This window comes from Pirellulales bacterium (genome assembly GCA_036499395.1).
Classification (GTDB): domain Bacteria; phylum Planctomycetota; class Planctomycetia; order Pirellulales; family JACPPG01; genus JACPPG01.
Map to the genome: position 1 here is coordinate 1 of DASYDW010000142.1, position 14,192 is coordinate 14,192.

The window sequence follows — 14,192 nt, forward strand, 5'->3', positions numbered from 1 at the left end:
CCACAGCGCGTCGGGGATGTGGTGAAACTTTGACGTCGATTGATCGCCCACAGGCACCTCCGTGCAAATCGAGAATGGTCTCCTCAACCTGCACTACGGATGCTTGCAGCCAAACGGTTCGGTACTCGGATAGGCTCTTAAATTGACGCAGGCGAGCCAGCGCTCAGCTGGGCCTCATAAGCCCGGACCGTCGGGTGCAACACCCGAGCCTGCAATTTGGCGCGCAAGGGGCAGAGCGCGCCGCTATGGCCGGGCACGCAAACTGGTAAAGCGACGAGGTCGAGAGCCTCGTGATTCTGTGAGTTCGACTCCGGGCACCGCTGCGAAGCAGTGGTCGCCGGTCACTGACATACGATCCCGTGGTCCAACGGCTAAGACGCCTGGATGACACCCAGGAGAGAGATGGTTCAACTCCATCCGGGATCATTTTGCAAAAACGGTCTGTAGGTGTTTTCGGCGGCACACCTCCTCGGTACGGAGGAAGGCCGGGTTCGAATCCCGGACGGACCTTTGCAACAAATCAAATGGGCTGCTGGTCCAACGGGACGACGCCTGGCTTGCAACCAGGAAATCGGGGTTCGACTCCCCGGCGGTCCACTGCAACAAACGGGCTCATGGTCCAAAGGGAAGACATCAGGCTGGCAGTCTGACCAGTGTCTCTTGGAAATGCGGCGGATTCGATTCCCGGTGAGTCCACTGACTTCGGAAGGTAGGCGGATATGGTTGGCCGCGCCGCTCTGCTAAGGCGGTTCCCGCTCGCGGGATGAGGGTTCAAATCCCTTGCCTTCCGCTGGAAGAACGCCTCGATGGTGAAAGGGATGATCATGCCTTGCTTCTAACAAGGCGTTCCGGGTTCGAATCCTGGTCGAGGCATTTTGACAATACATATGGCGTCCGTGGTGTAGCGGTTTCTGCACGTCTGGCTGTGAACCAGAAAGTGACGGTTCGACTCCGTTCGGACACCCTGAAAGGAAGTGCGTGATGGTCGCAAAGGTACTCGACAACCCGACGCTGGTCTTGAACCGCAACTGGCAGCCGGTGAACGTGGCCACGGTGTCGCGCGCGCTGGTGCTGTTGTGGAATGAGTCGGCGCACGTCGTGGACCCGGCTGATTACCGGCTATACACGTGGGCCGATTGGTCGGACCTGCGTCCGTGCGACGGCGAGGCCTTCATCCAGGCCGTGCGGCTTAGGCTGCGCGTGCCCGAGGTGATTGTGCTGTCGGCGTACGACCGGCTGCCGAGCGCTGCCGTGAGCTTCAGCCGCCGCAACGTATTCAAGCGGGACCATTGGGCCTGCCAATACTGCGGCGAGCAGCCGGGAAGTGAGGAGTTGACGATCGACCACGTATTCCCGCGGTCGCAGGGTGGAACCTCGACCTGGGACAACTGCGTGTTGGCGTGCATCGGCTGCAACAAGCGCAAAGCTGACCGTACGCCGCACCAGGCCGGCATGCGGCTCCGCAAGGCGCCGGTCCGGCCGGCGTGGAAGCCGATCTACGCTCGCAACAGCGTGCGGATCGAAAGCTGGTCGAAGTTTATCAGCGAGACCTATTGGAACGTCCCGCTGGAAAAGTAGCGATGAGTCGCCCGCAGGGCTTGTTCCTGCGGGCCTTTACACGAGTGTGCTCCTGGGAGAGCAGCCAGTCTCCAAAGCTGGCGGACGGGGTTCGACTCCTCGCGCTCGTGCTGATGCGTCCCATGCAACTAATGGGCTTGCCGCGGCCGAACAGGCACAAAGCAAGTTGCCGGGTTGCGTCGGCACCAAAAAAGCCGACGTGGCTCGACTTAGAAAGGCGCCTGCCTTGTAAGCAGGTTGATGCTGGTGCGAATCCAGTCGTCGGCTCTTGAAGAGAATTGAATCCCGATGGTGTAGAGGATTGCATCGGACCCTCCGAAGGTCCGGGTCCTGGTTCGAGTCCAGGTCGGGATATTTTGTGACCCGTAAGTGTTTTGGAGCGCACAGCGGTTTCCTAAGCCGTAGGACCAGGTTCGACTCCTGGACGGGCCGCTTGAGCAATGAGGCCTTGCGAGTGTGCCGGATTTGCACGGCAGCGTTCGAAGCTGCAGGACGACGTTCGATTCGTCGGCAAGGTACTGAAACAAACCATGTCCTTGGGGTGTGCCGGATCAGCATACGACCCTGCGAAGGTCGAGGACCAGGTTCAATTCCTGGCAAGGACACTTTAGCGATGACGCTGGAGCCAGACGGCACGGCGACTGCCTGCAAAGCAGTTCAAAGCGGGTTCGACTCCCGCCGGCGTCTTAACGAAAGGAGAGTGCAACATGTTCCTGCGATTTGAAACGACGCTCCGTTGTCCTGAGTCGGGACAATGACTGGGCATCTTTTACGCACAGGAGTGACTGCTTCAGCACGTGTCGCTTGCCGCCGAAGAGTCTGCGCACATCCGTAGCGAGCTGCGCTGGTTTGCGCACCACCTGATAGCACCTGCACTGGACGCCCGCGACGCGAGAGCCGTGTTTTGGTTCCGCGCACGGTCTCGGCTGGTGCAGCGCGCTTGGGATCTGGTTTGGCCACTTCGGGCACAGGATGTCGGAGTACGTACGCTGCGAACTCGGCAGCCTGGTTGCATCGTTTACGACGATGAGCACCAAGTCGCCGCGATACCGCACTCGAAGCCACGACGATGAACGAGACAAACATTGCGAACCCAGGCAAATGAAATGCGTCTTTGAGAGATAGTCCAACTGCACGCCGAGACTACATCAACACCCTGTTACGGTGTGCCGAAAGGCACGATGTCTTGGCAACCCTTCGTTGGACGTTTGTTTTCCGCAGAGGAGATGATTCACGAAACAAGACGATCGACGGGCCAACTGCCGGTCGGGAATACATGACGGTCCTAAGGTAGCGAGGCCGGGCGACCGGCTAGTGAAGGGCGGCAGAGTCTCTCGTAGACAAGCGTCGCCAGTCAACGGTGGGCAACAGGTGTTGTCCATACGGACGGCCGTAACGCGAAAGCTATTTCTCGACGATTCCTCGTTGGCCTGAAGAAAACCAATTCGGCGACTGCAGGCTTGGAGTACATCGGCTCAGTCCAGCGGGGTCTGGGATTACGCAAGAGCGTGGTAGGTGGGTTCAACTCCCGTACTGAAATGCCTCTGGCCGCTCCCTCGTCGCCGTACTTAGAAACACGACCGACTGCCGACTTGGAGTACATGGTTTTAGACCCGGGGGTTGCGGGTGCAAATCCCGCCGGCGCAATTGAACGCTCGATTGCCGCGCCGTAGCTCAATAGCAGAGCACCGTAAAGGCTCTGGTCACAACTTCGTCGGTCGCCAAAACAACACTCGACTGCCCGTGTGGAGTACATGGTAATTGCAGGTTCGAATCCCGCCCGGCACCCTGGGGCAGACCTATGGTGCCGGTCTCTGACGTTCGCTTCCAAGCGATCGGCAGGGGTAACGCTCTGCGCACCACCTCGTCGAGTGTCTTTGAGCTTGTGATCGAGCCGACTGACTGAGCGGAGTACATCCACCACCTATGCCAGGGAACCGGAAATTCCCAGTACCGCGCCGCGGCGAATGTCGAGGTCAACGGTGCGGCGGCTCTGCTTGACACTTCGTCGGATCGATCACGTTTTTGAAAGGAGGGGCAATCATGGCTAACAAGTCACTATTCGCAAGCCCGAAGAGCTGGCTGCCGCGGGCTGATGCGCGCAACGAGGAGTTCGCGCCGGCCTACCGGCTGCCGCCGAAGCACGCACTGGCGCAGATTGCAGCAACCGGCTGCTTCAACGGCGCGTTCTACGCGAGCGCGGCCAATCAGCTCGACACGCTGCGCGCGCTGGTAGCGCAGGTCGACGACAACGAATACCTGGCAAAGCTGGCCATCTACGCGCGCGAGCGTGCGTTGATGAAGGACATGCCGGCGGCGCTATTGGTACTACTGTCGAAGCGCGACCCGCAGTTGATGCACCGCGCATTCGATCGCGTTGTCGACAATGGCCGCGTGCTGCGCACGGTCCTACAGATGATCCGCTCTGGTCAGTTCGAGCGGAAGAGTCTGTCGGCATCGCTGCAGCGTGCGTTCCAGCGTTGGTTGAACCGCGCCAGTGTTGAGAAGCTGCTATCGGCATCGATCGGCCATGACCCGAGCCTGCGCGACGTATTGCGATTGGCCCGGCCTACGCCGGTCGACAATGCGCGGCGTGCCTTGTTCGGCTGGCTGACCGATAAGCCTGTCGAGCAGTGGGCTCCGGCCACCGAGGCCGACCTGCCGCGCGAGGTCAGTGCACTGACTGCTTACCGCGCTGCGCAGACGGCCGATGAGCAGGTTGCAGCGCTGCGCGAATTCCGCGCTCGCTGGGACCTGTTGGCTGATGCCGCGCGCGGTCCGGCTGTGTGGAAGACGATCGCTCGACTGATGGGTCCGCAGGCGCTGCGGATGAACCTGAACACTCTGGTTCGTCATGGCGTCTTCACGGGTAAGGACGGCGATGCGCTTGTCGACTATGTTGCGGGTCGGTTGGCTGATGCGGACGACGTACGTCGCTCGCGGCAGTTCCCGTACCAGTTCCTGGCTGCCTACATGGCCGCCGGCGGTGACGTACCGCAGAAGATTAAGGCTGCTTTGCATAAGGCGGCCGAGATTGCCTGCGGCAACGTGCCGGAGCTGCCGGGACCTGTTGTGGTCGGTCTCGACGTGTCGGGTTCGATGCAGTCGGCGGTCACGGGTCACCGTGGTCGCGGCGCAACGAGCAAGATGCGTTGCGTCGACGTGGCGGCATTGTTCGCGGCGGCGATCCTGCGTCGCAACCCGGACAGCGTCGTTGTCCCGTTCGACGACCGCGTGCACGAGGCGCGGCTGGACCCGCAGGATACGATCCTGAGTCTGGCCGAGCGGCTGGCCCGTTACGGTGGCGGTGGCACGAATTGTGCGCTGCCGCTGGCATTCGCCAACCACGGAATGCGCGAACGGAAGTTCGCTGGCTGCGTGCTGGTCAGCGATCAGGAGAGTTGGATCGGCGTTGGCCGCCACGGCTCGACGGCCGTTATGGCCGAGTGGAATGAGTTTGTGAAGAACCAGGTCCGGCTGCATGGCCGGGACTTCGACGGTCCGCGACTGGTCTGCATTGATTTGCAGGCCTACACGACCACACAGGCCCCGGACCGCACTGACATCCTGAATGTCGGCGGCTTCAGTGACGCCGTGTTCCAGGTTGTGGCCGGGTTCTTCACGGCTGACTCTTTGCGGTTTATGACGGAAGTGGAATCGATCGAGTTGTAACGAGAAAGCCCTGGCGGTCGGATCACATCCAGCCGTCGGGGCTATATTGTTTTGGCGGTGCCTCGATATCTCGGCACAGAGAAACGCGCACCAAGGTCACGCCCTCCTTACGCAGTTGGACCGTTGTCTCGTCGGCTCATGACGATGCTGGTCCATGCCGTTAAAGGGGCCGTCATCCGTCTCGAATAACGGTGGTTTTCAGTCCGAGCAAACGATTGAGATAATGCGACCTAGCTGCCCATTTCCTGCAACCACACGCGCTCCACCATCACAACGGCCTCATCGAGCGGAGCCGCCTGCCCTTAGCTGTGGCGCGGAATTTTCGGCAGTTCCTTGTCCAGCAGTCTGGCGCGGTGGCCGTCGACGAGCGCCCCATCGCCCGCGACGATCACGAGCAAATGCCCACCCGCCGAAATCTCAATGATTGCGTCGTTGCTGGATACTATGATTCCTCGAGCGCAAGTTCTTTGCATATAGCCACTTGTTTGTTGTCGCAGGTCCGGCTCAAGGTCTACGATCCGCTCGCTCATCACTCCACACGGTACCGTACAAAACGTGTGGAAGTGTTCATCGATTGCAGCAATTGCCTTGGCGCAATCTCCCCTTGCCCCATTGGTCATCGAAGGGGGGGGGCATTTGGGCTACAATCACCGGTTTACCGACTTCCCATTGGAGTCCGAAAGGGTGAACGCATGGCAAAATCGCAGGCGCCTTTGGCGGCAGTCCTCAAAAAATATGAGGACGATCTACTGAAAGAATGGATTACCGGATTGCAATCGGGCGGATCGAGAGGCAATGCCCGCGTTAGCGAGGCGGAGCTACGGTCTCAAGCCAAAGAGTTTCTGTCACTCCTGCAGCATGCCATCCAGTCCGGAGAGACGTACAGCGAGACTGCCACATGGCAGCCCGTGCGTGAGTTCCTGGAGAGCCTTTCGCGATCCCGGGTGCAGCAGGGCTTTACCTCAGACGAGACTGCGACCTTCATCTTCTCGTTCAAGAAACCATTTTTTGCTCGCATCGGTAACGAACTGAGTCGCGATCCTGCTGGCCTGGCCGCCGAAATCTGGTCGGCAACCGAACTGATTGACAAATTAGGAATGTTGACCGTGCGGTCATTCCAGAAGACGCGCGAAGACGTCATCAATCGTCAGCAAATGGAAATGTTGGAACTATCCACGCCGGTTGTAAAGTTGTGGGACGGCGTATTGGCGCTACCAATGATCGGCACACTAGACAGTGCGCGTACGCAGATTGTCATGGAATCGCTGCTACAACGAATTGTCGATACTGGCTCTGAAATTGCGATCATCGATATCACCGGCGTGCCCACGGTCGATACACTTGTGGCGCAGCATTTGTTGAAAACTGTGACAGCAATTCGCCTGATGGGAGCGGACTGCATTATCTCGGGCGTGCGTCCTCAGATCGCGCAAACAATTGTGCACTTGGGCGTTGATCTGCAGGGAGTGACAACGAAAGCGACGCTTGCCGACGCGCTCGCACTTGCGTTCAGGCGTTCTGGTTTATGCGTTTCGAAACTCAAATCGTAACCTGTGGAGCACTCATGGATCGAATTCCCATTCTGAGGATGGGCGAGTTCCTGCTCGTTACCATTCAAGTGGACATGCATGACCAACTCGCTTTGAACCTGCAAGACGATCTAACGTCCAAAATTGAGAAAACGGGTGCCCGTGGCGTCCTGATCGATATCTCGGCACTCGAAATGGTGGACTCCTTTATTGGTCGGATGATCGCCAATATTTCCGGGATGTCACGTATTCTCGACGCCCGTACGGTCGTGGTTGGCATGCAACCTGCAGTAGCCATCACGCTTGTCGAATTGGGCCTATCTCTGCCGGGGGTTAAGACGGCATTGAGTGTCGAGCGCGGGATGGATTATTTGAGTGCCGAACGTGCCCTGGAGCTGGGGGAGTTGTCAAAACACGAGGCCGGGAGTCCTTTGGACGATCGCCCAGCTGGAACGGAGGCCAGCGATGGCGGTGATCAGAACTGACCAGCTCCCCGTATGCACCGAGCAAGACATCGTTATTGCGAGGCAAACCGTTCGGCGGTTGATGCAGGAACTCAGCTTTAGCCTTGTCGATCAAACGAAAATGGTGACAGGCGCTAGTGAGCTGGCGCGAAATACGGTGATCTACGGTGGCGGAGGGGAACTAACGTGCGAAATTCTGACCGAAGGCATTCGCACGGGCCTACGGCTTACGTTTAAAGACCAAGGGCCGGGCATCCCCAACATGGAAATGGCAATGATGGATGGTTGGACGAGCGGCAAAGGGCTCGGCATGGGGTTGTCCGGAACGAAAAGACTTGTCAACGAATTTGAAATCGAAAGTAGCCCGGGCGCTGGCACCCGAGTAACCATAACGCGCTGGAAGTGACCACGCGCGAACTTTAATCCGGCCGCATCGGATGTCGTTCAAAAAAAGGCCCCAATGCCAGCCTGTCAAACGGTAATACCAGTTTCTGATCCCAGTCAGGTCGGAGAAGCACGGCGGCAGGTCATCCGTATCGCAGAGCAAGCCTCCTTCGGCGAAGCTGATCGGGGAAAGGCAGCCATAGTCGTCACTGAGCTCGCAACCAACTTGGCGCGCCATGCCACGGACGGGCTAATCCTGGCGCAGGCCCATCTATTCGCCGATCGGAAATCGGTAGAAATTCTGTCCATCGATCGCGGTCCTGGAATCTCGGACGTGCCCCGGTGCCTAGAAGATGGTTTTTCCACGGGTGGTACGCCAGGTACGGGATTGGGCGCTGCACGCCGATTGTCGACCGAATTCGAGATTTACTCCACAGAACCGGCGGGCACGATCGTGTTTTGCCGCGTGGAAGAGACCGTTCGGCGTCGGTCGGAGAGAAGCTCGTTCTCGTGGGGAGTCATAAACTGCCCCGCGCCGAACGAAGTCGACTGCGGTGATTCGTGGAGCCTAAGAGAGTCGAAAGATAGACTGTCATTGATGCTCGCCGATGGGCTTGGGCATGGCCCGTTTGCGGCCGCCGCGGCTGAAGAAGCCACGATAGTTTTTGATCGGGATCCCTTTGCTCCGCTACCATCCATCTTCAGTGCGGCGCACATCCGAATGCAGGGAACGCGGGGCGGCGCTATGGCGGCCGCACAGATCGATTCCTCAAATGGCGAAATGAAGTATGTCGGCGTCGGCAACATAGCTGGCCACTTGCGGGGACTTGAGGGTGAGGCCAAACGCGGGTTATTTTCCCATAATGGCACGCTTGGCGCGCAGCTGCACAAAATCCAACAGTTCGACTACCAATGTCCAATACCTGGACTATTGGTCATGCATTCCGACGGTTTGCAGAGTCGCTGGTCGTTCGATTGTTACGAGGGCCTGACGCAATCCCATCCAGCAATAATATCCGCAGTCTTGTATCGCGACTTCACTCGGGGGCGCGATGACGTGACGATCGCTGTCGTGCGAGTGTCGCCCAACGATCGAGACAATTCGGCTAGTCAGACATGAATAGTCCCTTGCCAACGCCAGAGGACGGCTCACAGCTGCGACCGGAATATCCGGCTGCGCTGGAGGCGCTCGCGCAGCGAGATCGCCTGATTATTCAGCTCAACGACGAGTTAGCGGAAACTAACCAAGGTGTCGTTGCACTGTACGCCGAGCTTGATGACAAAGCGGCAGCCCTGCGCGAAGCATCGGAATTGAAAAGTCGGTTCTTATCGTACATGAGCCATGAATTTCGTACTCCCCTCGGTGCCATTCGGAGTATTGCCCGCATTCTTTTGGACCGAATGGACGGGCCTCTTACTTCGGAACAAGTGAAGCAGGTAACTTTCATTCAGCAATCGGCAACTGAACTGAACGAAATGGTGAACGACCTGCTGGACTTAGCCAAGATTGAGGCAGGGCGCATTGTCATTTCTCCGGAATGGTTTGAAATGGTCGACTTGTTCGCTGCGATCCGAGGCATGTTTAAGCCGCTGCTAACGAGCGAGGCCGTATCATTGATCTTGGAAGAGCCTCAGGACATTCCGCGGATATATACCGATGACAAGAAGCTCTCGCAAATTCTCCGCAATTTTATCTCGAATGCGTTGAAATTTACGGTCAAAGGAGAAGTGAGAGTGTCGGTGCGCCGCGAGCCTGGTGAACAGGTAACTTTCTCGGTTGCAGACACCGGCATTGGCATCGCCCGCGAGCATCATGATGCAGTCTTTAACGACTTCGTACAGGTCGATTCGCCGTTGCAACGCAAATGGCGCGGAACCGGGTTAGGACTTTCTCTCAGCAAGAGAATATCCGAACTTTTGGGCGGCGGAGTTACGATGACTAGCGAACCAGGCCTAGGATCCACCTTCTCAGTGACAGTTCCGATTCGCTTTGAGGGCGTAGGAGAGTCTACGGAGGGCAGCAAGGATCACCTCGCCTTGAATGAGGAATCAGATGTCGGTAAGTAATGCCCATATACTGGTGGTGGACGATAATCCGGCAACGTTGTATTCCACATCGCGCGTACTTCGGAGCGCGGGTTGGACGGTTTCCGAAGCGGAGACGGGCCAGAAAGCATTGGATAAGGTGCAGGCAGGAGTCGACTTAGTCGTCCTCGACGTTAACCTGCCCGATATGGATGGATTCGACGTCTGCCGGCGCATCCGTAAGAACGAAACCACAGCTCGACTTCCAGTCCTGCACCTGTCTGCTACTTTTGTGCAGGACGTGCACAAAGTACATGGGTTGGAATCAGGCGCCGACGGATACCTAACACATCCGATCGAGCCACCGGTATTGATCGCGACAGTTAATGCCTTTCTACGTGCGAGACAAGCGGAAATCGACCTTCGTCAAAGCGAATCTCGCTTCAGGGCCATCTTCGAGAAGGCACCAAATGGCGTTGCGCTACTCAACGACGACCTCACCTTCGTTCTCGTCAATCCAGCGCTGTGCGAGTTGCTGGAACGCGAAGGCGAGTCGATTTGCCGAAGGTCATTGCAAGAATTTGTGCCAGCCGAGAGTCAATCGATCTTCGATGAGATCCGCAAAGAGATCGAAGAATCTCGATCATGGCGAGGCATTCTGTCTTTACAGGGCGTAAACGAGCGAGCCATAAAATCGGAATGGAACTTGTCGACCCACGCTGCTCCCGGTTTATGGCTCGCCATTGTCGACGATATTACTGAGCGTATTAAATACGAAGCGGAGAGAGAGCAGTTGCTGCTGAATGCGCAAGATGCCCGGGCCGAAGCCGAGCGTGCCAACCGCTATAAGGATGATTTCATAGCTACCATGTCGCATGAATTGCGCACGCCGCTCAATGCAATTCTAGGATGGTCGCAGGTGATGAAGACGGGCAGTCTCGACACGCGTGAGATGAAGGATGCAATTGATACGATCGAGCGCAATGCGCGGATCCAGGCAGAGATGATCGCGGACTTGCTTGACGTATCGCGAATTACGTCGGGGAAGATTCGCTTGGAGTTGCGTACGGTTGCTCCGGCCGACGTTGTCGACGCCGCCGTGGCAGCCGTTCTACCCACTGCTTACGACAAAGATATCCGCGTTAATAAGTCTCTTGACCGCGCAACCGATTCTATTTCCGCCGATGGTGCGCGCTTGCAGCAGGTTGTTTGGAATCTTTTGGTGAATGCGATCAAATTTACCCCGGAAGGAGGTAGCGTCGATTTATCCCTGAAGCAAGTTGGAACCGCCATCGAAATCTGCGTTCACGACAATGGGGTCGGACTTAGTCCCACATTGCTACCGCAGATCTTCGACCGCTTTCGACAGGGGGACGCGAGTACCACGCGGCAACATGCAGGTCTGGGGCTAGGTTTGGCCATCGTCAAGCAACTAGTCGAAATGCACGGTGGCACGGTTCTCGCGGAAAGTCCCGGCGAGGGATTAGGCGCGACGTTTACCGTGCGATTGCCGACGGCTGGAACGAAAATCGCTCCGAACGTCAAAACTCAAGGATCGTCAGGGGTGGACATGCGAACAACGCTTGAGGAAAAACTGGTCGATCTGAGTGGCGTTCGTGTCTTGATTGTGGAGGACGATGCAGACTCGCGAAGAGTGCTCACGCGAATTGTGACCGATTGCGCTGGAGTGGTTCGGGCCGTAGGCAACGTTCCGGAAGCGCTCGAGAACATTGACGAGTTTCAACCTGAAATACTCGTGAGCGATTTGGGCATGCCCCGCCAAGATGGTTTCGAATTGATTCGCCTGGTGCGCGAGCGGGGCTATACATCGAAACGCCTGCCGGCGATCGCGCTCAGCGCCTTTGCCGATAGCAAGAGCCGACAAGAGGCCCTCTTGGCAGGCTTTCAGGGAAATCTTTCAAAGCCAGTCGAGTCCCGAGAGATAACGGCGGCAATTGCCGCCCTAGTAAGTCGCAAGGGTTGACTGCTGCGACGTCTGCAGTAGTCATGATTGAAAACTAAAAGGCGTGTGCCTCTATGGCCGGACGGCTCCCGTTTCGACTTCAGCGTACTGGCGACAAACGTTCGTTTGCCGGGGTTCCGAGCCTGTCTTGCTCGCGGACCGTTCGCTCCTGGCGATCTGATTCCAATAAACTCGTCTCGTAAATCAAAGTGTCAAGAACCCTTCGGCAGGTCGGCAGGAGCTACCTGACACTCTGTTCCGGTCAGACAATGGCGATTCCGCCACAGCCCAAAATGGCGCCGCAAACGTGTGGCTGCTGCATCAATTGCCGTCGCGCAGTCGCCGATGAACTTGTTTCGGTTGACAATTCTTGAGGTGGAAGCGCCGGTCGAGTTGCTCGTCGCGCTGCTACCGCTTTTCCTGAAGAGCCGCGGCACGAATCACCCGATCTGTGCGAATAGATGCTAGTGCGTTCGTAATAAGGCAAGCGTTTCGAAGCGTCGTTGGACGAGTAACATTCGGTGCGAACTGATGCTGGCGTCGATCAACAGGTTGTTCATTTGTGCATGGACGCGCCACGGCTCATCCCGTATGGCTAAAGGTCAATCGACGAGTGAGGTGGCTGGCCGACGAGGCGAGGATGAATTTCGATCCAACCCCCGCTCACCTAGTTAATCTCGTGCACCATCACGTGGTTGTGTCCCGTGACGTTGGTCTGAGTCCCGGTTACGAGGATGATGCGATCTCCGTGCTTCAGCAGGCCCTCGGCCCGTCCCCATTGGGCAATTTGCGCAATTAATTCGGGACGGGACGTGGCATGTCGACCAGGCAGCGGTTTCACGCCCCAATAGAGACACATTTGCCTGAGCGAGGCCTCGTCAGGGCTGACGCCGACGACGGGCACGAAATTGCGCTGTTTGGATAGCGCTAACGCCGTGGCCCCGGTTTGGCTCGCGGTAACGATAAGCTTTGCATGTAATTGCTGTGCCATGAGCCCCGCCCCGGCTACGACCGCGGCCGTGATTTCATGCAGGCCGACGGCATACTTGGTGGGCATTGAAACTCGATGTTCAACGGTCGCGGATGCCGCCTCGGTCACTAACGCGATGCGATTCATCATCTCGACAGCCTCGCGCGGGTACTTGCCGATCGCCGTTTCGCCCGACAGCATGCATGCGTCAGTCCCATCGAAGATGGCATTAGCCACGTCACTGGCTTCGGCCCTGGTCGGGCGCTGTGAGTGCTGCATGCTGTCCAGCATTTGCGTGGCCGTGATTACGGGCTTCTGATACGCGTTCGCGAGAGCAATAATCTGCTTTTGCACGACCGGTACTCGGGCGACGTCGATCTCGACACCCAGATCGCCGCGGGCGATCATCAATCCGTCGGCGACTTGCACGATAGCGGTCAATTGATCAAGTGCCTCGGGCTTCTCAATCTTGGCAATGACGCGCCCATGGCCGCCCTTCGATTTGAGTAAGTCCTTAAGTTCCAGTACGTCACCGGCGTCGCGCACAAAGCTCAGCCCAACAAAATCCGCCCCGACTTCGGCTGCCCAATTCGCGTATTGGCGATCTGCATCCGTGAGGGCCGGTGTGCTTAGCTTGACACCCGGCAAGTTCACTCCCTGCCGGCTACGTACCATGCCAGGCTGTACGACGTGACAACATACGGCATCAGCGTCGCGCGCGACGACCCGCATGGCGACCGTCCCGTCGGCCAGCATCACGCGATTATTAACCTGTAGCTCGTCGACCAACGAGGCATAGGTGGTTACCAGCTCGTTGGGGGCGTTGCTGCTTTCGCCGCGAACAAAGCGGAACTCGGCCCCGAGCGGGCAATCGAGGTTATCCCCGGGCAGATCGCCCAGGCGGATCTTGGGGCCACCAAGGTCGACAAGAATCGCGACCGGCCGGTCAAGCTCCCGGCTCACCTTCCTAATGGCCAACACCCGCGCGGTGTGCTCAGCAACATCGCCGTGGGCCGTGTTCAAGCGAAACACGTCAGCTCCGGCCTGCACAAGCCGAGTCAGCTGATTGGAGCTCTCGCAGGAAGGCCCAATCGTGGCGACGATTTTGGTTCGGGCCTTGGTCGGGTCTTGCCCAGGTTCATCGGAAAACATCGGCGGAACCTCGCACGTCGGCAAGTCTGACACGTGATAGGTAATAAAGGCTGGGCTGCGATAGTCTGTGATGAGATCGTCGTGTGGCTATCGTACGCTTCGGGCGGTTTAGGGCAAGGATGTCCCTGCCAAGACAAAACCAACGCATGAACCAGACCTAATTCACGATGCCTTCGCCTGTCGACCCCACAATATGGGAATTTCCCATTTCTAATTCGGGCGACCGCGTAGGTATTGTCGGCGCGGAGGAGGCTGCAGGTGAAGTAGGTCCAGACTTGACTGCTCGCCCGTACCTGACTTGCTCACGAAAGCGCTAAAAGCCTATCCGAGAACCTTGGCGGCTCTCAAGGCGACGATAGCGAATTGAAAATGGAGCAGGCCCAGATAATTCGCGGCTTTCTTTTCCCAGCGGATCAACAAGCGCCGTGCGCGGTTGAGCCAGGAGTGCGTGCGTT

10 protein-coding genes and 10 tRNA genes are annotated in these 14,192 nt (G+C 57.8%); 18 read left to right on the forward strand and 2 right to left on the reverse strand.

Annotated features, from left to right (window positions below):
- Nucleotides 1-353 precede the first annotated feature (353 nt).
- The 18 genes from VGN12_29860 to VGN12_29945 all read left to right on the forward strand — a co-directional run bounded on the left by VGN12_29860 (nt 354) and on the right by VGN12_29945 (nt 11,636).
- Nucleotides 354-426 (forward strand) — tRNA-Val (locus tag VGN12_29860).
- Nucleotides 427-438: 12 nt separating this feature from the next.
- Nucleotides 439-510 (forward strand) — tRNA-Thr (locus tag VGN12_29865).
- A gap of 16 nt (nt 511-526) precedes the next feature.
- Nucleotides 527-597: transfer RNA gene (locus VGN12_29870), tRNA-Ala, on the forward strand.
- 107 nt (nt 598-704) lie between these two features.
- A tRNA-Ser gene (locus tag VGN12_29875) sits at nt 705-790 on the forward strand.
- 10 nt (nt 791-800) lie between these two features.
- Nucleotides 801-873: transfer RNA gene (locus tag VGN12_29880), tRNA-Arg, on the forward strand.
- 17 nt (nt 874-890) lie between these two features.
- Nucleotides 891-964, forward strand: a tRNA-His gene (locus VGN12_29885).
- 17 nt (nt 965-981) lie between these two features.
- Nucleotides 982-1,578: an HNH endonuclease gene (locus VGN12_29890; GenBank protein HEY4313696.1), complete on the forward strand. Its 597-nt coding sequence runs from the start codon at nt 982-984 to the stop codon at nt 1,576-1,578.
- A 40-nt stretch (nt 1,579-1,618) separates the two neighbouring features.
- Nucleotides 1,619-1,688: transfer RNA gene (locus VGN12_29895), tRNA-Trp, on the forward strand.
- 83 nt (nt 1,689-1,771) lie between these two features.
- A tRNA-Thr gene (locus tag VGN12_29900) sits at nt 1,772-1,845 on the forward strand.
- Nucleotides 1,846-1,938: 93 nt separating this feature from the next.
- Nucleotides 1,939-2,010, forward strand: a tRNA-Arg gene (locus VGN12_29905).
- Between the two features lie 183 nt (nt 2,011-2,193).
- Nucleotides 2,194-2,265 (forward strand) — tRNA-Cys (locus tag VGN12_29910).
- A gap of 1,356 nt (nt 2,266-3,621) precedes the next feature.
- The gene (locus tag VGN12_29915; GenBank protein HEY4313697.1) at nt 3,622-5,250 is read left to right on the forward strand and encodes a TROVE domain-containing protein; all 1,629 of its coding nucleotides are present in this window, start codon (nt 3,622-3,624) and stop codon (nt 5,248-5,250) included.
- Between the two features lie 353 nt (nt 5,251-5,603).
- Nucleotides 5,604-6,800 carry an STAS domain-containing protein gene (locus tag VGN12_29920; GenBank protein ID HEY4313698.1) on the forward strand — a complete coding sequence of 399 codons (1,197 nt, stop codon included), beginning with the start codon at nt 5,604-5,606 and terminating at the stop codon, nt 6,798-6,800.
- Between the two features lie 14 nt (nt 6,801-6,814).
- A complete protein-coding gene (locus tag VGN12_29925; GenBank protein ID HEY4313699.1) occupies nt 6,815-7,264 on the forward strand; it encodes an STAS domain-containing protein in 450 nt (149 codons plus the stop codon).
- A complete protein-coding gene (locus VGN12_29930; protein HEY4313700.1) occupies nt 7,245-7,649 on the forward strand; it encodes an anti-sigma regulatory factor in 405 nt (134 codons plus the stop codon). Before VGN12_29925 ends, VGN12_29930 begins: the two co-directional genes overlap by 20 nt.
- A 54-nt stretch (nt 7,650-7,703) precedes the next feature.
- A complete protein-coding gene (locus tag VGN12_29935) occupies nt 7,704-8,747 on the forward strand; it encodes an ATP-binding protein (protein ID HEY4313701.1) in 1,044 nt (347 codons plus the stop codon).
- Nucleotides 8,744-9,694 carry an ATP-binding protein gene (locus VGN12_29940; GenBank protein ID HEY4313702.1) on the forward strand — a complete coding sequence of 317 codons (951 nt, stop codon included), beginning with the start codon at nt 8,744-8,746 and terminating at the stop codon, nt 9,692-9,694. Before VGN12_29935 ends, VGN12_29940 begins: the two co-directional genes overlap by 4 nt.
- Nucleotides 9,681-11,636, forward strand: coding sequence for a response regulator (locus VGN12_29945; protein HEY4313703.1), 1,956 nt, complete (start codon nt 9,681-9,683; stop codon nt 11,634-11,636). Before VGN12_29940 ends, VGN12_29945 begins: the two co-directional genes overlap by 14 nt.
- 646 nt (nt 11,637-12,282) lie before the next feature.
- On the opposite strand, the gene pyk is transcribed toward VGN12_29945, so the two are convergent.
- Both pyk and VGN12_29955 read right to left on the reverse strand, forming a co-directional pair.
- The gene (gene pyk / locus VGN12_29950; GenBank protein HEY4313704.1) at nt 12,283-13,737 is read right to left on the reverse strand and encodes a pyruvate kinase; all 1,455 of its coding nucleotides are present in this window, start codon (nt 13,735-13,737) and stop codon (nt 12,283-12,285) included.
- Nucleotides 13,738-14,058: 321 nt separating this feature from the next.
- A partial coding sequence (locus tag VGN12_29955; protein HEY4313705.1) for an IS5/IS1182 family transposase occupies nt 14,059-14,192 on the reverse strand: 134 nt, incomplete at its 5' end.